The sequence below is a fragment of the Streptomyces sp. NPDC047042 genome (genome assembly GCF_040644035.1).
Lineage (GTDB): Bacteria > Actinomycetota > Actinomycetes > Streptomycetales > Streptomycetaceae > Streptomyces.
This window is the reverse complement of the sequence record NZ_JBEYVP010000022.1, coordinates 91,168-111,255: the sequence shown is the minus strand read 5'-3', so window position 1 is coordinate 111,255 and position 20,088 is coordinate 91,168. Positions and strand designations below refer to the sequence as shown.

Annotated in this window: 11 protein-coding genes, 1 tRNA gene and 1 pseudogene; 12 read left to right on the top strand and 1 reads right to left on the bottom strand. The window is 70.4% G+C overall.

Features of this window, described 5'->3' with window-relative positions; genetic code table 11:
* The first annotated feature begins 65 nt into the window (after window positions 1-65).
* From bldG to ABZ855_RS25795, 12 genes and pseudogenes are all read left to right on the top strand, one after another.
* Window positions 66-407, top strand: coding sequence for an anti-sigma factor antagonist BldG (gene bldG / locus ABZ855_RS25850; protein WP_005475923.1), 342 nt, complete (start codon window positions 66-68; stop codon window positions 405-407).
* Window positions 408-533: 126 nt separating this feature from the next.
* Window positions 534-962, top strand: a complete 429-nt coding sequence (locus ABZ855_RS25845) for an ATP-binding protein (protein WP_319210079.1) — start codon at window positions 534-536, stop codon at window positions 960-962.
* Between the two features lie 306 nt (window positions 963-1,268).
* The gene (locus tag ABZ855_RS25840; protein WP_360810618.1) at window positions 1,269-3,674 is read left to right on the top strand and encodes a sodium-translocating pyrophosphatase; all 2,406 of its coding nucleotides are present in this window, start codon (window positions 1,269-1,271) and stop codon (window positions 3,672-3,674) included.
* A 207-nt stretch (window positions 3,675-3,881) separates the two neighbouring features.
* On the top strand, window positions 3,882-4,478 hold the full coding sequence (locus ABZ855_RS25835; RefSeq protein ID WP_360810616.1) for a small secreted protein: 597 nt from the start codon (window positions 3,882-3,884) through the stop codon (window positions 4,476-4,478).
* Window positions 4,479-4,595: 117 nt separating this feature from the next.
* Window positions 4,596-6,119 carry a class I SAM-dependent methyltransferase gene (locus ABZ855_RS25830; protein ID WP_360810614.1) on the top strand — a complete coding sequence of 508 codons (1,524 nt, stop codon included), beginning with the start codon at window positions 4,596-4,598 and terminating at the stop codon, window positions 6,117-6,119.
* Window positions 6,120-6,673: 554 nt separating this feature from the next.
* On the top strand, window positions 6,674-6,871 hold the full coding sequence (locus ABZ855_RS25825; protein WP_360810612.1) for a hypothetical protein: 198 nt from the start codon (window positions 6,674-6,676) through the stop codon (window positions 6,869-6,871).
* Between the two features lie 267 nt (window positions 6,872-7,138).
* On the top strand, window positions 7,139-10,000 hold the full coding sequence (topA, locus tag ABZ855_RS25820; RefSeq protein WP_360810610.1) for a type I DNA topoisomerase: 2,862 nt from the start codon (window positions 7,139-7,141) through the stop codon (window positions 9,998-10,000).
* Window positions 10,001-10,147: 147 nt separating this feature from the next.
* The gene (gene tmk, locus ABZ855_RS25815; protein ID WP_360810608.1) at window positions 10,148-13,453 is read left to right on the top strand and encodes a dTMP kinase; all 3,306 of its coding nucleotides are present in this window, start codon (window positions 10,148-10,150) and stop codon (window positions 13,451-13,453) included.
* 162 nt (window positions 13,454-13,615) lie between these two features.
* Window positions 13,616-14,821, top strand: a complete 1,206-nt coding sequence (locus ABZ855_RS25810) for a DNA polymerase III subunit delta' (RefSeq protein WP_360810606.1) — start codon at window positions 13,616-13,618, stop codon at window positions 14,819-14,821.
* Between the two features lie 152 nt (window positions 14,822-14,973).
* Window positions 14,974-16,509 carry an alpha/beta hydrolase gene (locus ABZ855_RS25805; RefSeq protein ID WP_360810604.1) on the top strand — a complete coding sequence of 512 codons (1,536 nt, stop codon included), beginning with the start codon at window positions 14,974-14,976 and terminating at the stop codon, window positions 16,507-16,509.
* Between the two features lie 179 nt (window positions 16,510-16,688).
* Window positions 16,689-16,762, top strand: a tRNA-Thr gene (locus ABZ855_RS25800).
* 667 nt (window positions 16,763-17,429) lie between these two features.
* Window positions 17,430-18,758: pseudogene (locus ABZ855_RS25795) on the top strand (CocE/NonD family hydrolase); the annotation flags it as partial.
* A 285-nt stretch (window positions 18,759-19,043) separates the two neighbouring features.
* Here ABZ855_RS25795 and ABZ855_RS25790 read toward each other — a convergent pair.
* Complete coding sequence (locus ABZ855_RS25790; protein ID WP_360810602.1) at window positions 19,044-20,042, bottom strand: helix-turn-helix domain-containing protein; 999 nt, start codon at window positions 20,040-20,042, stop codon at window positions 19,044-19,046.
* Window positions 20,043-20,088: the final 46 nt, after the last annotated feature.

Sequence of the window (20,088 nt, the reverse complement as noted above, 5' to 3'; positions counted from 1 at the left end):
GTCCTGGGGACTCTGCCGAGGTGTCCCTTGGGATGACCGCTCGATAGCAAGGTGCTGGAGGATCCGTGGACCTGTCCCTGTCGACCCGTACCGTCGGCGATCGTACGGTCGTCGAGGTCGGTGGAGAAATCGACGTTTATACCGCGCCCAAGCTGCGTGAGCAGCTGGTCGAGCTGGTCAACGACGGGAGTTTCCACCTCGTCGTCGACATGGAGGGTGTCGACTTCCTCGACTCCACCGGGCTCGGCGTGCTGGTCGGCGGCCTCAAGCGTGTGCGTGCCCATGAGGGCTCGCTGCGCCTGGTCTGCAACCAGGAGCGCATTCTGAAGATCTTCCGCATCACCGGTCTCACCAAGGTGTTCCCGATCCACACCTCGGTCGACGAAGCGGTGGCGGCCACCGACTGACGGCCGTTCGTCGGACGCGCGTGCGGTCACCCGTATGCGTGTTCGTGACGGAAGAAGTTAACGCGGGGGGTCCGGGTCTCGGCGACCCGGCCCCCTGACCGCACGCCCGTATTCCGAGGGGGATGCATGGCCACCGTTGAACTCCGCTTCAGCGCGCTGCCCGAGCACGTCAGGACCGCCCGTCTGGTGGCGGCAGCGGTGGCGCGCAGGGCCGGAGTGGACGAGGCCGTACTCGACGAGGTGCGACTCGCCGTCGGCGAGGCCTGCTCCCGTGCCGTCGGACTGCACCAGAGCGGTGGGATCTCGGAGCCCGTGTGGGTGACGCTGACCGAGGAGGAGAAGCTGTTCTCCATCGAGGTCGGCGACGAGGCGCCCCGCTCCGTTCCCGGCGACGCTCCGGGTGACGGCGATGTGGACGTGGATGCCGAGGAGGACGAGATGGGCCTCGCGGTCATCAGCGGCCTCGTCGACGACGTCGAGGTCACCGCTGGGGAGAACGGCGGATCGATCCGCATGAGCTGGCCAACCGTGCCGCCGGCCACGCTCCTCCCCTGAGCTGCCCCTCGACACCACCCCGTACCACCGCAAGGGCCCTGCTGAGCAGGGCCCTTGTTGTTTTTATCGGCGACCTCCGGAATTAGTGAACATATTCACGATCAGGTGCGCGATAATTTGATCAAGCGTGAATGCGTCTGCGCCATTACGCCATATGGGTCAATGGATCACCCGCCGATCTCCTTTCGATCATTTGCCGAATAGCAGGGGGCGATCTATTCCGTTTCCGCGTACTGTTTTGATCAGCTTGCGGTACCTACAATCCCGTCCACATCTTGAGCTCAGCCCAAGCGTCAAGGAGGACGAATGGCGGGGCTTTCTACCCCTCATCGGTTCGACCAACCCACAACCTTCGCAGCCGCGGTACTGACCGACGACAACCGAATGATCGTGATGGTCATCGGCGTCGTCGCCCTGGCGGCGCTCGTGGTCGCCGGGGTGCTGGTGCGCCAGGTGCTCGCGGCGGGCGAGGGCACCGACAGCATGAAGGACATCGCGAAGGCCATCCAGGAAGGCGCGAACGCCTATCTGGCACGGCAGTTGCGCACACTCGGCGTATTCGCCGTGATCGTTTTCTTCCTGCTCATGCTGCTGCCCGCGGACGACTGGAATCAGCGCGCCGGACGGTCGCTGTTCTTCTTGATCGGCGCGGCGTTCTCGGCGGCCACCGGTTATATCGGCATGTGGCTCGCCGTGCGCAGCAATGTGCGCGTCGCGGCCGCGGCGCGGGAAGCGACGCCGGCGGAAGGCGAGCCGGAAAAGGATCTCACCGACGTCTCGCACAAGGCGATGAAGATCGCTTTCCGTACGGGCGGCGTCGTCGGCATGTTCACGGTGGGCCTCGGCCTGCTGGGCGCGTCCTGCGTGGTCCTGGTGTACGCGGCCGACGCGCCGAAGGTGCTCGAGGGCTTCGGCCTCGGCGCCGCCCTCATCGCCATGTTCATGCGCGTCGGCGGCGGCATTTTCACCAAGGCCGCCGACGTCGGCGCCGACCTGGTCGGCAAGGTCGAACAGGGCATCCCGGAGGACGATCCGCGCAACGCCGCGACCATCGCCGACAACGTGGGCGACAACGTGGGCGACTGCGCGGGCATGGCGGCCGACCTCTTCGAGTCGTACGCCGTGACGCTGGTCGCCGCGCTGATCCTCGGCAAGGCCGCCTTCGGCGACGCGGGGCTCGCCTTCCCGCTCCTGGTGCCCGCGATCGGGGTACTCACGGCGATGATCGGCATCTTCGCGGTGGCGCCGAGGCGTTCCGACCGCAGCGGCATGAGCGCGATCAACCGCGGCTTCTTCATCTCCGCGGTGATCTCGCTCGTCCTCGTCGCGATCGCCGTCTTCGTCTACCTGCCGTCGTCGTACGCCGATCTGGACGGGGTCACCGACGCGGCGATCGCGGCCAAGGGCGGCGATCCGCGGATCCTCGCGCTCCTCGCGGTGGCCATCGGGATCGTGCTGGCGGCTCTGATCCAGCAACTGACCGGCTATTTCACCGAGACCACCCGCCGGCCCGTACGGGACATCGGCAAGAGCTCACTGACCGGCGCGGCCACCGTCGTCCTCGCCGGTATCTCCATCGGGCTCGAATCGGCCGTCTACACCGCCCTGTTGATCGGCCTCGGCGTGTACGGGGCGTTCCTCCTCGGCGGTACGTCCATCATGCTGGCGCTGTTCGCGGTGGCACTGGCCGGCACCGGCCTGCTCACCACGGTGGGTGTCATCGTCGCGATGGACACCTTCGGGCCGGTCTCCGACAACGCCCAGGGCATCGCCGAGATGTCGGGCGACGTCGAGGGCGCGGGCGCGCAGGTCCTCACCGACCTGGACGCCGTGGGCAACACCACCAAGGCCATCACCAAGGGCATCGCCATCGCCACCGCCGTCCTGGCCGCCTCGGCGCTCTTCGGGTCGTACCGCGACGCGATCACGACCGCCGCACGCGACGTGGGCGAGAAGGTCGGCGAGGGCGGGCCGATGAACCTCGTGATGGACATCTCGCAGCCCAACAACCTGGTCGGTCTGATCGCCGGCGCGGCGGTCGTCTTCCTGTTCTCCGGGCTGGCGATCAACGCCGTTTCCCGGTCGGCGGGTTCGGTCGTCTACGAGGTGCGGCGGCAGTTCCGCGATCATCCCGGCATCATGAACTACACCGAGAAACCGGAGTACGGGCGCGTCGTAGACATCTGTACCAAGGACGCGCTCCGGGAACTCGCCACGCCCGGGCTGCTGGCCGTCCTGGCGCCGATCGCCATCGGGTTCACGCTCGGTGTCGGCGCGCTCGGCGCGTTCCTCGCGGGCGCGATCGGGGCCGGCACGCTGATGGCGGTGTTCCTCGCCAACTCCGGTGGCGCGTGGGACAACGCGAAGAAACTGGTGGAGGACGGCCACCACGGCGGCAAGGGCAGCGAGGCCCACGAGGCGACCGTCATCGGCGACACCGTGGGCGACCCGTTCAAGGACACCGCGGGTCCGGCCATCAACCCGCTGCTGAAGGTGATGAACCTGGTCGCGCTGCTCATCGCGCCCGCGATCGTCAAGTTCAGCTACGGCGACGACAAGAACCTCGGTTTGCGCATCCTCATCGCCGTCCTGGCGATCGCGGTGATCGTGGGCGCGGTGTACGTGTCCAAACGGCGCGGGGTCGCCGGGGGCGACGACACGGAGGAGGCGGAACGGGTGGCCAAGTCGGCTGATCCCGCGGTGGTTTCGTAGCCGGGACCGGAGCGAACAGGCCAACGAAAAGGCCAACGAGCGGGCGGGCGGCGCGTGGTGACGCGTCGTCCGCCCGCTCGCCGTGAGGGGCCCACCATTTTCGTGAGCCTTCTCTCTCTTGGTGCAAATGGCTGCAATAGCATATGAACCGGATTCCCGTCACGCCGGTGTCGCCCAGTTGGCGTGTATGTTCCGGGGCCGAGAGCCATGGAAGGGACCAATCCGGTGAACAAGAAGCTCGCGGTCGCACTGTCCGGCGGTGCGGTACTGGTACTGGCGCTGTCGGGATGCAGCAGCGACGACGGCAACGAGAAGCTGGATGCCTGGGCCAAGCAGGTGTGCGACGCGGTGAAACCGCAGGCGAAGAAGATCGAGGCCGCCAACGCCGCGATCCAGAAGGAGACCTCCGACAACAGCACCCCGGCGGACGTCCAGAAGACCGACGCGCAGGCCTTCCAGGACATGGCCGACGCCTACAAGGCGATCGGCGCGGCCGTGAACACCGCAGGCGCGCCGAACGTCGACGACGGCGAGACGAAGAAGACCAACGCCGTCAAGGAACTCAACGACATCGCGGCCTCCTACGCCGGCCTGAAGAACCAGGTGGACGGCCTCGACACCAAGAACCAGGCGAAGTTCGCCGACGGCCTCAAGGGCGTCGCCACCCAGCTCGACAAGCTCAGCCAGAGCGGGAACGACGCCCTCAAGGCCCTGGAGGAGGGCGACGTCGGCAAGGCGATGGCCAAGCAGGAGAGCTGCAAGTCGACATCCGCCTCCCCCTCGGCCGCCTCGACGGCCAGCTGACCTCACGGCCGGACACCCCGTCGCCTCGACGAAGGTTTTCCACAGGCCTACGGGATGTCCGCGCCCGTCTGTCCACAGGCGGGCGCGGGGAAGCGGCAGGGCGGACACAATGGGGGCGTGAGTAACGCCAGCCAGCACACCCTGCCCTCCGCCGACCGCCCCGACGTCGCCGCGCGCCTCCGGGACGCCCTTCTGGCCGCCGACTTCACCGCCGACGGGCTGCTCGACCTGCTCGGCGCGCCCGCGTACGCCGCGCTGGCGCGCAGCGAGACCGTGCCCGCGCTCCGGGCGACCCGTGGCGACACGCCGCTCGAACTGCTCGTACGTCTGTTCCTCCTGCAGCAGCCCGTGCCCCACGCGCGCGTAGCGGGCGTCCTGCCCGTCGACGACTGCGTGGCGAGCGGCTGGCTGGTGTCCGGGGACGGGGGCGAGCTGTCCGCCACCGTCGATGTACGGCCCTACGGCGGCCCTGACGGCGAGGACTGGTTCATCGTGTCCGACCTCGGGTGCGCGGTCGGCGGGGCGGGTGGCATCGGCAGCCACGACGAGGGCGTCGTCCTCGGGGTGGGCGGCGCCTCCACGACCCTCGCCGGCATCACCGTCCGTACGCCGGTCGCCTCCGCGCTCGACCTCGGCACCGGCTCCGGGATCCAGGCGCTGCACGCCGCCCAGCACGCCACGCGCGTGACGGCGACCGACCTCAACCCCCGCGCCCTGCACATCACCGCGCTGACACTCGCCCTGTCCGGCGTCCCCGCGGCCGACCTGCGCGAGGGTTCCCTGTTCGAGCCGGTCCGGGCGGACGAGACGTACGACCTGATCGTCTCCAACCCGCCGTTCGTGATCTCGCCGGGTGCGCGCCTCACGTACCGGGACGGCGGGATGGGCGGGGACGATCTGTGCCGCACGCTCGTTCAGGAGGCGGGGGAGCGGCTGCGCGAGGGCGGGTTCGCACAGTTCCTCGCCAACTGGCAGCACGTGGAGGGGGAGGACTGGCAGGACAGACTGAGGTCATGGGTGCCGCGCGGGTGCGATGCCTGGATCGTGCAGCGCGAGGTGCAGGACGTCACGCAGTACGCCGAACTGTGGCTGCGCGACGCCGGCGACCACCGCTCCGACCCGGCGGAGTACCGGGCGCGCTACGACGCGTGGCTGGACGAGTTCGAGGCGCGCAAGGTGAAGTCGGTCGGGTTCGGCTGGATCACCCTGCGCAGGACCGGGGCGGCCGAGCCGTCGATCACCGTGGAGGAATGGCCGCATCCCGTCGAACAGCCGCTCGGGGACGTCATCCGGGCGCACTTCGAACGCCTGGACTACCTGCGCACGCATGATGACGCCGCCCTGCTCACCGGGCACTTCAGACTGGCGGACGAGGTCGTGCAGGAGCAGGTCGGGCTGCCCGGCGCCGAGGACCCGGAGCATGTGGTGCTGCGCCAGCACCGCGGGATGCGCCGGGCCACCAAGGTGGACACGGTCGGCGCGGGCTTCGCAGGCGTGTGCGACGGCACGCTGAGCGCCGGGCGGATTCTGGACGCCATCGCCCAACTGGTCGGCGAGGACCCGGTGTCGCTGCGGGACCGGACGCCCGCGCAGATCCGGTTGCTGGTGGAGCAGGGGTTCCTGGAGCCGTCGGAAGCGTGAGCGCGCCCCGGGGTGCGGAGTCGCCGCGAGGTGCCGTCGCGGTGCCGTGCGGCGCTGGACTGCCGGTTCGGCCTCCTTGAGGCTGTTCTCTACGCCGGGACGACCACCGCCGAAGGGGACTCCGCGGCCGGTGGGGGTACGGCAGGTCGCGTACCCCGCCGCCGTACGGCAGTGGGAGGCGTGCGGGCGGCGCGCGAGGCGTCGGGAAGCGTGCGGGTGGCGCGGCGGTGCGGGTCGGCCGCTCGCGGCGTCTGTTCCGGCGTACCGAGGGTGGGGGTGGCGAGGTTCGGGCGGCATATTCACGCCGAGTTGCGGCGGCCGGTTCGCGGCGGGGCGCGTGCCACAGGTTGTGAGATCAGTGGGAGCCGTCCGCGACGGACCGTGGTCGGCCGACGCCTTCGCGCGCGTCCTCCGGGGCCGCTCTGCGGGTGATCGAGGGGCGCCGTGGCCGCCGTCCGCCCGCCGTTCACCTCGGGTTCGCGTGGACGCTTCCCGGGCGTGGCAGCCTCCCGGGTCCGGGGAGTCCCGGGTGGGACGAAAGGGCGTGCGGGGGCATGGAGAGCGGACCGGCGATCTTCGCGGGAGGGGTGTTCGCCCTGTTCGGAAGCGGGCTGCTGATGTGGACCGTGACCCGGGTGCGGCACCGGGAACCCGTCGCCCACGGTGTGAACCCCGTCGCATCGGCGGTCCTCGCGAGCGTCGCCGCGCTGCTCGCCCTCGGGGTCGGCGCATGGTGCCTCACCCGCGTGTGAGGTGCGCGAGAGACAGCTGAACGGCGCGCACGCGCGGGCCGCGCCGGTAACCGGTAGCTCGCCCTCCGATCGGGTCCGGAGAGGCAGGTCGATACTCCGGGCGGCAGGAATGGCGGTAGTCGGGTTACCGTTCGAGTGGCCGTTGCGGGCTTTTCCCGTTTGACACGGGGGCGGGATGTACCGTCACACTCCGCAGCGTCAGCATGACCCGACCCCGGGAGCAAGGCCGGGGGAGACCCCGAGTGTCGACCGGAGAGAAGAGCGAAGTTGTCCCCGACCAGCGAGACCGCACAGGGCGGCCGCCGACTCGTCATCGTCGAGTCGCCTGCCAAGGCGAAGACGATCAAGGGCTATCTCGGCCCCGGATACGTCGTCGAGGCGAGCGTCGGGCACATCCGCGACCTCCCCAACGGCGCCGCCGAGGTGCCCGAGCAGTACACCGGCGAGGTGCGCCGCCTCGGGGTGGACGTCGAACACGACTTCCAGCCGATCTACGTGGTCAACGCGGACAAGAGGGCCCAGGTCAAGAAGCTCAAGGACCTGCTGAAGGAGTCCGACGAACTCTTCCTCGCCACCGATGAGGACCGCGAGGGCGAGGCCATCGCGTGGCACCTCCAGGAGGTCCTGAAGCCCAAGGTCCCGGTCAAGCGGATGGTCTTCCACGAGATCACCAAGGCCGCGATCCAGGCCGCCGTCGCCAACCCGCGCGAGCTGAACCAGAAGCTGGTCGACGCCCAGGAGACCCGCCGCATCCTCGACCGTCTCTACGGCTACGAGGTCTCGCCGGTCCTGTGGAAGAAGGTCATGCCGCGCCTGTCGGCCGGCCGTGTCCAGTCGGTCGCGACCCGACTTGTGGTCGAGCGGGAACGCGAGCGCATCGCTTTCCGTTCTGCTGAGTACTGGGACCTGACGGGAACCTTCGCGACCGGCCGCGCCGGTGACCCGTCGGACCCGTCGTCGCTGGTCGCCCGACTCACGGCCGTCGACGGCAGGCGAGTCGCGCAGGGCCGTGACTTCGACTCCCTGGGACAACTGAAGAGCGCGAACACCCTCCACCTGGACGAGGCGAACGCCCGCGCCCTGGCCGCAGCCCTGGCGGACACCCGCTTCGCCGTCCGCTCGGTCGAGTCGAAGCCGTACCGCCGCTCGCCGTACGCCCCGTTCCGTACGACGACGCTCCAGCAGGAGGCCAGCCGCAAGCTCGGCTTCGGCGCGAAGGCGACCATGCAGGTGGCGCAGAAGCTGTACGAGAACGGCTTCATCACCTATATGCGTACGGACTCCACGACCCTGTCGGACACGGCGATCGCCGCCGCCCGTGCCCAGGTCACCCAGCTGTACGGCGCCGACTACCTGCCCTCGGCCCCCCGGACGTACGCCGGGAAGGTCAAGAACGCGCAGGAGGCGCACGAGGCGATCCGCCCGTCGGGTGATCGTTTCCGCACCCCGGCGGAGACGGGCCTGACCGGCGACCAGTTCCGGCTCTACGAGCTGATCTGGAAGCGCACGGTCGCCTCCCAGATGAAGGACGCGGTCGGCAACTCGGTCACCGTGAAGATCGCGGGCGCGTCCGCCGACGGCCGGGACGCCGAGTTCAGCGCCTCCGGCAAGACGATCACCTTCCACGGCTTCCTGAAGGCGTACGTCGAGGGCGCCGACGATCCGAACGCCGAGCTGGACGACCGCGAGAAGCGCCTGCCCCAGGTGAACGAGGGCGACGCCCTGTCCGCCGAGGAGATCACGGTCGACGGGCACGCCACCAAGCCCCCGGCCCGCTACACCGAGGCGTCCCTGGTCAAGGAGCTCGAGGAGCGCGAGATCGGCCGCCCGTCGACGTACGCGTCGATCATCGGGACCATCCTCGACCGCGGCTATGTCTTCAAGAAGGGCACGGCCCTCGTGCCGTCCTTCCTGTCCTTCGCCGTCGTCAACCTCCTGGAGAAGCACTTCGGGCGGCTCGTCGACTACGACTTCACCGCCCGCATGGAGGACGACCTCGACCGCATCGCCCGCGGCGAGGCCCAGTCCGTGCCGTGGCTGAAGCGCTTCTACTTCGGCGAGGGCGCGGACGGCGCTCCCGCCATCGGCGGCGCGGCCGACGCGGGCAACGGCGACGGGGACCACCTCGGCGGTCTCAAGGAACTGGTGACCGACCTGGGCGCGATCGACGCGCGCGAGGTGTCGTCGTTCCCGGTGGGCAACGGCATCGTGCTGCGCGTGGGACGCTACGGCCCGTACATCGAGCGCGGCGAGAAGGACTCCGAGAACCACCAGCGCGCGGACGTGCAGGAGGACCTCGCGCCCGACGAGCTGTCGATCGAACTGGCGGAGGAGCTGCTCGCCAAGCCGAGCGGCGACTTCGAGCTGGGCGCCGACCCCGAGTCCGGCCACCAGATCATCGCCAGGGACGGCCGCTACGGCCCGTACGTCACCGAGGTGCTCCCCGAGGGCACCCCGAAGACCGGCAAGAACGCCGTGAAGCCGCGTACGGCCTCGCTGTTCAAGTCGATGTCCCTGGACACGGTGACGCTGGCGGACGCGCTCAAGCTGATGTCCCTGCCCAGGGTCGTCGGCGCGGACGCCGAGGGTGTGGAGATCACCGCGCAGAACGGCCGCTACGGCCCGTACCTGAAGAAGGGCACGGACTCGCGGTCCCTGCAGACCGAGGACCAGCTCTTCACGATCACCCTCGAAGAGGCGCTGGAGATCTACTCCCAGCCCAAGCAGCGCGGCCGGGCCGCCGCCAAGCCGCCGCTGAAGGAACTGGGCACCGACCCGGTCAGCGGAAAGCCGGTGGTCGTCAAGGACGGCCGCTTCGGGCCGTACGTCACCGACGGCGAGAGCAACGCGACCCTGCGCTCCGGCGACAGCGTCGAGGAGATCACCCCGGAGCGCGGCTACGAGCTGCTCGCCGAGAAGCGCGCCAAGGCGCCGGCCAAGAAGACCGCGAAGAAGGCGCCGGCGAAGAAGGCCCCCGCCAAGAAGGCCACCACGACGAAGACCGCCGCCGCCAAGAAGACGACGGCCGCGAAGACGACAGCCGCGAAGACGACCGCGGCCAAGAAGACGGCCGCGAAGAAGGCTCCGGCCAAGAAAGCGACCGCCGCGAGGGCCACGGCCGAGGACTGAGCCGGCAAACGCATGGAGGCAAGTGATCTTCACTTCGCCTTCGCGCGAGCTTCGCGAAAAGACCGCCCCGCACCCATCAGGTGACGGGGCGGTCTCACGTCCGGACGGCCACTTCGGGCTGTCGGTGGCTGCCGATAGGCTGAAAGCATGACGCCAGCCGAGCTGCCAACGGCCACCCACCAGGCCCCCGACGACGCCCTGGTCGCGGACTCCCGCGAACGCGCCGTCCGTGCCCTGCTGCGCCAGCCCCAGCTGAAGAGGCTGTGGAGCGCGCAGTTGGTGGGCGGTGTCGGTGACGCGCTCGCGCTGCTGGTCTTGGTGGTCCTGGTCCTCCAGGCGGCCATCGCCGAGGGTTCGTTCGGCGGAGGCTACCGGGGCGCGGCGCTCGCTGTGACCGCCGTGTTCGGCGCGCGCGTACTGGCCACGCTGCTCTTCGGCGCCGTACTGCTCGGTCCGCTCACGTCGCTCACCGCGCAGGAGGGCCCGCTCGACCGCCGCTGGACCATGGTCGGCGCCGACGGACTGCGCGCCGTACTCATGATCATCGCGCCCTTGTGGATCGACTGGACGCCGGACAACGCCCTCGCCATCCTCCTGGTCACCGCCTTCGTGGCGGGCGTCGCCGAGCGTTTCTGGACGGTGTGCCGGGAGAGCGCGGCGCCCGCGCTGCTGCCCACGCCTCCCCCGGAGGGGGCGACGGTCCGCCCGCTGCCGGACCACATGGACGCCCTGCGACGCCTGTCCCTGCGTACGACCTTCGTCGCGCTGCCGCTCGCCGGCGCCGCGCTCCTCGTCGCCGGGCTGGTCAACAACCTGCTGGGCACCGGGATCGACTGGTTCGCCCGGCACCAGGCGGCCTTCGGGTCGTACGTCGCGGCCGGACTGTTCGCCGCCTCGCTCTCCGTGCTCACCGCCCTGGAACTGCCCGACGCACGCACCCCGCGCGCGCGGTCACCGCTCGAAGGCCTACGCCGCCCCAAGTACGGCACGGCCACCGACAAGGGCCGCACGGGCGCGATCCCGCTGCTCGTGCTGGTCTGCGCGGCCATCTCCGGCGCGGTCGCGGCGGCCGGCTCCGTGGCCGTACGGCACGCCCAGGACCTCGGCGGCGGCCCGGTGCTGTTCGCGCTGCTGTTCCTCGCCCTGACCGGCGGCACGGTCGTCGGCATCCGTACGGCGCCGAAGGTGCTGGTGCCGCTGTCGCGGCGCCGGCTTCTCGCGCTGGCCGTCGCATTCACCGGCATCGCGCTGCTCGCCGCCGGGCTGGTCCCGGACGTGACGACGGTGCTGCTGGTCTTCGCCCTCGCGGGCATCGGCGCGGGCGTCGCCGCCAACACCGCGCACACACTGCTCGACCAGGAGACCGAGGACCAGCGGCGGGCCCGGCTGACCGAGCACCTGCACGCGGTCGTACGGGTGTCCGTGGCGCTGGCCGTGCTGATCGCGCCCCTGGTGGCCGGCCTCATCGGGCCGCGCAGCCTGGAGAACGGCAAGTTCGTGTTCGCGCACGGCGGCGCGGCGTTCACGCTGATGCTGGTGGGCGCGCTGCTGCTGCCGGTGGCCGCGCTGGTCCTCGCCAAGGCCGACGACCGGTCCGGCGTACCGCTGCGGCACGACCTGCGGGACGCGGTGCGCGGCGGCGACGACCCCGCGCAGGCACCCGCCGCGACCGGCTTCTTCATCGCCCTGGAGGGCGGCGACGGCGCCGGCAAGTCCACCCAGGCGGAGGCCCTGGCCGAGTGGATAAGGGCCAAGGGCCACGAAGTCGTGGTCACACGCGAGCCGGGGGCGACCCCGGTCGGCAAGCGGCTGCGCTCGATCCTGCTGGACGTCTCGAGCGCCGGACTCTCGCACCGCGCGGAGGCGCTGCTGTACGCGGCGGACCGCGCGGAGCACGTCGACACGGTCGTACGGCCCGCCCTCGAGCGGGGCGCGGTCGTCGTCTCCGACCGGTACATCGACTCGTCGGTGGCCTATCAGGGCGCGGGCAGGGACCTCTCCCCGACGGAGATCGCCCGTATCTCGCGCTGGGCGACCGACGGCCTCGTCCCGCATCTGACCGTCCTGCTCGACGTCTCCCCGGAGGCCGCCCGCGAGCGGTTCACCGAGGCGCCGGACCGGCTGGAGTCGGAGCCGGCCGAGTTCCACGAGCGCGTGCGCTCCGGTTTCCTGACCCTGGCCGCCTCCGACCCGGGCCGTTACCTGGTTGTGGACGCGGCCCAGGAGCCCGAGGCCGTCACGGCGGTCGTCCGCCACCGGCTCGACCTCATGCTGCCCCTGTCCGAGGCCGAGGTGAAGGCCCAGGAGGAGGCCCGCAAGGCGGCCGAGGAGGAGGCCAGGCGCAAGGCGGAGGAAGAGGCCGCGCGCAAGGCCGAGGAGGAGCGGATCGAGCGCGAGCGCCAGGAGACGCTGGCCCGGCTGCGCGCCGAGGAGGAGGAGCGCAAGCGCCGCGAGCTGGAGGAGGCGCAGCGCCGCGAGGCCGAACGCCAGGCCGAGGAGGCCCGGCAGCGGGCCGAGGACGCGCGCCGCCGTGCCGAGGAGGAGCGGGCGCGCCTGCTCGCCGAGGAGAAGGCCCGGGCCGAGGCCGAGGCCCGCCGCAAGGCCGAGGAGGACCGCCGGCGCAAGCAGGCCGAGGAGGAGGCCCGCCTCCACGCGGAGGCGGAGGAACGCCGCCTGGAGAAGCAGCGCAAGGCCGAGGAGGCACTGGTCCGGGCGGAGGCCGAGCGGCGCCGGGTCGCGGAGGCGGCGGCCGCGGCCGCCGCGAAGGCCTCGGCGGCAGCGGCGGAGGCTGCAGCGGCAACTGCCGCTACGGCGGCTTCTGCGGCTGCTCCGGCTGCCGCCGAGGGCACGGCTACGGGTGCGGGTGCTGACGCGGGTAGTGGCTTCGGTGCGGGCACGGGCACGCGTGCGGCTGGGGCCGTGGGTTCCGGTGCGGTGGCGGGTGGCGGTCGGTCCGGTGGACCCGACGCGGAGGTGACGACCAGGCTGCAGAAGCCGCCGGTGCCTCCGGGGGCGGCCGACGAGACGGCTGTTCTTCCGCCCGTCGTGCCGGGTGCCGCGGACGAGACGGCTGTGCTGCCGGCCGTGCCTCCGGGTGCCGCCGACGAGACGGCTGTGCTGCCGCCCGTGGTGCCGGGTGCGGCGGACGAGACGGCTGTGCTGCCTCCCGTACGTGAGGACAGGGCGGGTCGGCAGGAGAGCGCGCCGGCGGATCGCGTGCCGCCGGGGTTCTTCCGGGACGAGCGGGTGGACGATCCGTCCGGGACCGGCGAGGACCGTACGCGGGAGCTGCCCCAGCTCGACGCCGACGGCACCCCGCGTCGGCGCCCGCGCTCCGACTGGGCGGAGGAGACTCCGCTGGACGACTTGCCGACGCTGGCCGACGAACTGCTCGGGCCGCACGCGGACGACGACCGGGACGAGGGACGCGGGCGAGGCGGGCGGCGCCGCTGAGAGCGGGGTTCGTTCGCCTGCGAGGCTCGTTGCAGGTGAGCTCGTTGCAGGTGGGGTCGTTGTCAGTGGGGCCCCGCACAATGGACTCCGTGCGGCAAGCCGTGACGAAACGGCGTGCTGGGACGGTGTCGCGCGATGGCGTGACGGAAGGGTGGTGCTCCCATGCCGGTGTGGGACGACCTGGTGGGCCAGGAGAAGGTGAGCGCGCAGCTGGAGGCCGCCGCGCGGGACGCCGACGCCCTGGTCACCGCCGTCGCCGCGGACGAGCCCCTGCCCGACGCGTCGAAGATGACACACGCCTGGCTCTTCACCGGCCCGCCCGGCTCCGGCCGGTCCACGGCGGCCCGCGCCTTCGCCGCCGCGCTCCAGTGCGTGAGCCCCGACCGTGCCCTCGGCGGAATCCCCGGCTGCGGGTTCTGCGACGGCTGCCACACAAGCCTGGCGGGCACCCACGCCGACGTGGAGATCGTCCGTACGGACCTGCTCTCCATCGGCGTAAAGGAGACCCGCTCACTGGTCCGGCGGGCCCAGTTGTCACCGGCCGTCGGACGCTGGCAGGTCATCGTCCTCGAGGACGCGGACCGGCTGACGGAGGGCGCCGGCAACGTGCTGCTCAAGGCTGTCGAGGAGCCCGCGCCGCGCACGGTGTGGATGCTGTGCGCCCCGTCCATCGAGGACGTACTGCCCACGATCCGCTCCCGCTGCCGTCTCCTCACCCTGCGCACCCCGCCGGTGGAGGCGGTGGCCGACATCCTCATCCGCCGGGACGGTATCGAGCCGGACGTCGCGCACAACGCGGCCCGGGCGACCCAGGGCCACATCGGCCGCGCCCGTCGGCTGGCCACGGACGCGCGTGCCCGGGAGCGGCGGGCCGCCGTACTCAGACTGCCGCTCCGCGTCCAGGACGTCGGCGGCTGTCTGAAGGCGGCCCAGGAGCTGATCGACTCGGCGGCGGAGGACGCCAAGCAGCTCGCCGAAGAGGTCGACGTCAAGGAGGCGGACGAGCTGAAGGCGGCGCTCGGAGCGGCCCAGGGCGGGCGGATGCCGCGCGGCACGGCGGGCGTGATGAAGGAGCTGGAGGACCGTCAGAAGCGCCGGAGAACGCGTACGCAGCGCGACACCCTCGACCTGGCCCTGATCGACCTCACCGGCTTCTACCGTGACGTTCTCGCCCTCCAGTTGGGTTCCCGCCTGGCGATCGCCAACACGGAGGCCGAGGACACCCTCGAGCGCCTGGCCCGCGCCGGCTCACCGGAGTCCACGCTCCGCCGCATCGACGCGATCGCCGCGTGCCGCGACGCGCTCGACCGCAATGTGGCGCCCCTGCTGGCGGTGGAGGCGATGACGCTGGCACTGAGAGCGGGCTGAGGCAGACCGCCGGCTCGGGGCTGGGGGGTGAGGGCTCGAATCTGGGGGGTGAGGGCTCGGGCCTGGGGCTGGAGCCTGGGGGCTGGTAACTCGTATGAGTCATATTGTGGACGGAGGGTATCCGTGCGGCTTCCCAGGGTTACGCTCGGTGAATGCACATGAGGCGCATTCCCCGTCAGACCTGGACACTGCTCGCGGTCGCCGCGCTGCTCGTCTCCGCCTGTTCCACAGGGAGTTCGACGAGCGCGGCGAGTTCGTCGGCGGACACCGGGTCGGCCGGGCTCGCGCCGTACTACGCGCAGAAGCTGAGCTGGCGGTCGTGCGGGGTCGCCGGTTTCCAGTGCGCCACGATGAAGGCGCCCCTCGACTACGCGGCTCCTTCCAAGGGTGACGTCAGCCTCGCCGTCTCCCGCAAGAAGGCCACCGGTGGGGGCAGGGCGCTCGGCTCGCTGCTGGTCAACCCGGGTGGACCGGGTGGTTCGGCGGTCGGGTACGTGCAGGCGTACGCGGGCATCGGCTACCCGGCCAAGGTCCGCGCGCGCTACGACATGGTCGCGGTCGACCCGCGCGGGGTGGCACACAGCGAACCGATCAAGTGCCTGAACGGCCGCGAGATGGACGCGTACACACAGACGGACACGACCCCCGACAACGCCCGCGAGACGGACGAACTGGTGGGCGAGTACAAGAAGTTCGCCGAGGGCTGCGGCAGCAACTCGCCCAAGCTGCTGCGGCACGTGTCCACGGTGGAGGCGGCCCGCGACATGGACATCCTGCGGGCGGCGCTGGGCGACCGGCGACTGACGTACGTCGGAGCGTCGTACGGAACCTTCCTCGGGGCGACGTACGCGGGTCTCTTCCCGGACCGCGTGGGCCGGCTCGTCCTGGACGGCGCGATGGACCCCTCCCTGTCCGCGAGCCGACTGAGCCTCGACCAGACGGCGGGCTTCGAAACGGCGTTCGAGGCCTTCGCGAAGGACTGCGTACGCCAGCCGGACTGCCCGCTGGGTACGCGGGAGAGCGCGGTCGGCGCCAACCTGAAGGCGTTCTTCCGCCGCCTCGACGCGTCACCGATCCCGACCGGCGACGCGGACGGCCGCAAACTGGGCGAGGCCCTCGCCACGACCGGCGTGATCGCCGCGATGTACGACGAGAGCACGTGGCCGCAACTGCGCGAGTCGCTGACCTCCGCGATGCAGGACAAGGACGGCGCGGGCCTGCTGCTCCTCGCCGACAGCTACTACGAGCGGGACGCCGACGGCCGCTACTCGAACCTGATGTTCGCCAACGCGGCCGTGAACTGCCTCGACCTCCCGGCGGCGTTCTCCACCCCAGAGCAGGTGCGGGAGGCGCTGCCCTCCTTCGAGAAGGCGTCCCCCGTCTTCGGCGAGGTCATGGCCTGGTCCTCACTGAGCTGCGCGTACTGGCCGGTCCGGCCGACGGGCGAGCCGCACCGCATCGAGGCGAAGGGCGCATCCCCGATCGTGGTCGTCGGCACGACCCGCGACCCGGCGACCCCGTACCGCTGGGCCCGTTCCCTCTCCGACCAGCTCACCTCGGCCCGCCTCCTGACCTATGAGGGCGACGGCCACACGGCGTACGGGCGGGGCAGCGGGTGCATCGACGATGCGATCAACGCGTATCTGTTGCGGGGGGTGTCGCCGGTGGAGGGGAAGCGGTGCGCGTAGTGGGGGGCGTGTTCATGCGCGTTCATGCGCGTTCATGCGTGGGTGGTCACCGGTGTGAGGAGACGGCTGAGGGGGCCTCGGGGTGGGCCGTCTGGAGCCCTCCGGGGGGTGTTCGGAGCACCCTCGGAAACTGTGTAGACTTACCGACGTTGCTGATCGCACCATAGTGCGGACGGCGCGCCGCCTTAGCTCAGATGGCCAGAGCAACGCACTCGTAATGCGTAGGTCTCGGGTTCGAATCCCGAAGGCGGCTCTATCGAACCCCGGGTCGGAAACGCTTCCGACCTGGGGTTTTGTCGTTCAGTGAGTGTGATTGCGACGCCGGGTGAGCCTGCTGCCCGTGTCAGAGGTCTCAGTTCTGGTCTCAGTCGACGTCGAGAGCGGGGGCGGCGTGCTCAGCGCCGTACGGGCTGCACGTGTGAACGCCTGCCGGTCGATTTCATGCTGTTCCCGGCTCAAGATGGTTCTGCTCCCACCGGGAACGCTTGCTCCGACGCTGCTGAGAGTCGTTCAAAGTTTTCTGTAAATGCATCACGAGCGGCGCTGGAGACCTGACGGTACTGCTGCATGCTCTCCAGCGCTGCACGGAGCACTGGGTGTCCATCCAATTCACGCAGGTCTCGCCCTTGTGCCCGATACGACGTCACGAGGTTTGTGAGGTCTCGATTCCGGCGCTGGAACTCTGCTGTCGCCTCGGCTAGGGCGTCGTTGTCGATGGGACGTCCGTCCACATCAGCCTTCCGATTCAGCGGCGCTGGAAACCCTTCGAGTGGCCGCAGTCCGCATGGCTGAGCGGGCACGACGCATCGCCATACTCGGCCCCTTGGATGTCGCGCGTGCCGCTGAGTCCCTATCTACAACAATGGAGCGAGACGTAAAGATCGTTGCTCGACTCACCACAGAGGTCCAACAAGCGATACACCCTCGACGGTCCCGGCGACCCGCGCGTCGGCATGATCGGCGGCTCCTACGGCGGCGCGATCCAGCTGGCGACCGCGTCCGTGGACCACCGGGTGGACGCGCTGGTGCCGATGATCACCTGGAACGACCTGGCGTACTCCCTGGCCCCCAACAGTGTCACTGACAGTGGAAGCGTCCCCGGTGCCTTCAAGTGGCAGTTTGCCAACGCCCTCTATCTCACCGGCGAGAGTCAGCCGCTCACCACAATCAATCTCGACCTGTCCCGCATCAACTCCCTCGACTGTCTGCACTTCGTCACCAAGGCCTGCGACACCGTCCGCACGCTCAACTCCGGCAGCTATCCGGCGCACCGCACGGCCGAGTTCCTCGACTACTCGCACAGCGTCTCGCCGGTGTCGTACCTGAGCCGCGTCAAGGCACCCACCCTGCTGGTCCAGGGGCAGGCCGACAGCCTCTTCAACCTCAACGAGGCCACCGCGACGTACAAGACGCTCAAGGCGCAGGGCACGACCGCCAAGATGATCTGGCAGTCCTGGGGCCACAGCGGCGGGTTCACCAATCCGGCTGCCGGTGAACTCAGCTTCGCCCAGGGCAACTTGGAGTCCAGCTATGTGGGCCGGCGGATCCTCGCCTGGTTCGACCGGTACCTGCACAAGCAGAACGTCGACACCGGTCCTGCCTTCGCCTACTACCGCGACTGGATCACCGACCCGGACCACACCTACGCCACCGCCGGGGGTCTCCCCGGGCTCAGCCAGACGTTCTACCTCTCCGGCGACGGAAAGCTCGTCGACAACAGCCGGAAAGTGACGCGGGGGAGTCGGTCGTACGGCAACAACTTGCTTGTCTCCACGAGCCATTCGGAGACCTCGCTGGCCGGTTTCCTCGGGCTTCCGGACTCGGCGCCGTACGACACCGAGGGCACCTACGCCGGTTGGACCAGTGCGCCGCTGACCCGGACCCTCGATGTCGTGGGTGCTCCGAAGGTGACCCTCGAGGTGAGTTCGCCGGCGGCCGAGCGCACCCAGGGCTCCGGCGACGCGGCGGACAAGCTGGTTCTGTTCGCCAAGATCTACGACATCGCGCCCGACGAGACGAAGGCGCTCGCCCACCGGCTGGTCGCCCCGGTGCGGGTGCCCGATGTCACGAAGCCGTTCACGGTGACGCTGCCGGGGGTCGTCCACCGGTACGAGAAGGGGCACCGGCTGCAGTTCGTGATCGCGGCGAGCGACGACGCGTACTCCGGGAACCGGGGAGTCAAACCGGTGACGGTGGTGAGCGCACCGGGCGCGACCGGGGTGCTGGAGCTGCCGGTCGTGGGCGGCTGAGCCGGCCGGAGGGATCACCCGGAGGCGGGCCTCACCGCGCGTGACGAGGGCTCGTCTTCAGCGTCTCCGGGCGGGTCATACCCCAGAGGCTCACAGATCATCAACACGCCGTTTTGACCCTGCCGTGGGGGTCGCTGCTGAGGGTGACAACCCGCCGATCACGAGTCCGACAGCCGGTTCGCGCGCCGGCACGCAACGCCGTGCGAGGCAGTCAAGGAGGCCGTGCACGGCCTCGCCGGACACATGATCAACATGTAGTGCGACGGAGGCGGCGACGGGGTCGGTTCATCGCCGCGTTCGCGCAGCGGTGTGTGCGGTGGTGGCCGGCGGGTCGGATGCCAGGGGACCGCGGAAGGTGCGCCGGTAGGCGAGCGGTGAGACGCCTACGGCGGTATGCAGGTGTTCCCGCAGCGAGGTGCCGCCGGCGAAGCCGACCTGGCCGGCGATCTCGTCCACTGGCAGCTCGGTGGTTTCCAGGAGGTGACGTGCCCGGTCGACGCGCTGCTGGATGAGCCAGCGTCCCGGGCTCATGCCCACCTCCTCGGTGAACCGGCGGGCGAAGGTGCGCAAGCTCATGCGGGAACGCTCGGCGAGGTCCCCCAGGGCCAGGGGCTCGTGGAGGTGCTCCAGCGCCCACTGGCGGGCGCCGGCCGTTCCGGTGGCCGTGCTCTCGGGGACCGGGTGCTGGATGTACTGCGCCTGCCCTCCGTCGCGCCATGGAGGGGTGACGCACAGACGAGCCACCTGGTTGGCGACTTCGCTGCCGTGGTCCTTGCGGATGATGTGCAGGCAGACGTCGAGCCCGGAGGCGGCGCCGGCCGAGGTCAGCACGTCCCCGTCGTCGATGAACAGGACGTCGGGATCCAGTTCGACCTGGGGGAACCGCGCACGGAAGAGGTCGGCGACCGCCCAGTGGGTGGTGGCGGGCCGGCCGTCGAGGAGGCCGGCGGCGGCCAGGACGAAAGCGCCGGTGCAGATCGACACGAGTCGCGTGCCGGGAGCCACGGAGACGAGCGCCTCGACCACGGCCGGCGGCACTTCCTGAGCGGCCACGGTGGGGATGAAAGGCGGGATGACGACGGTGTCGGCGATGCGCAGTGCCTCCGGACCGTGCTCGACGGTGATGGAGAAGTCGGAGTTGGTGCGGACCGGACGGCCGTCGATGGTGCAGGTGAGGACCTCGTAGCGGCCGTCGACGGCCTCGAAGACCCGGCTGGGAATGCCGAGCTCGAAGGGATACACCCCGTCGACGGCGAGGACGACGATGCGGTGAACGCGAGTCATGGCAGAATCCCGTCGGAAGTTGGCATTCATGCCATGGTAGTGGGCC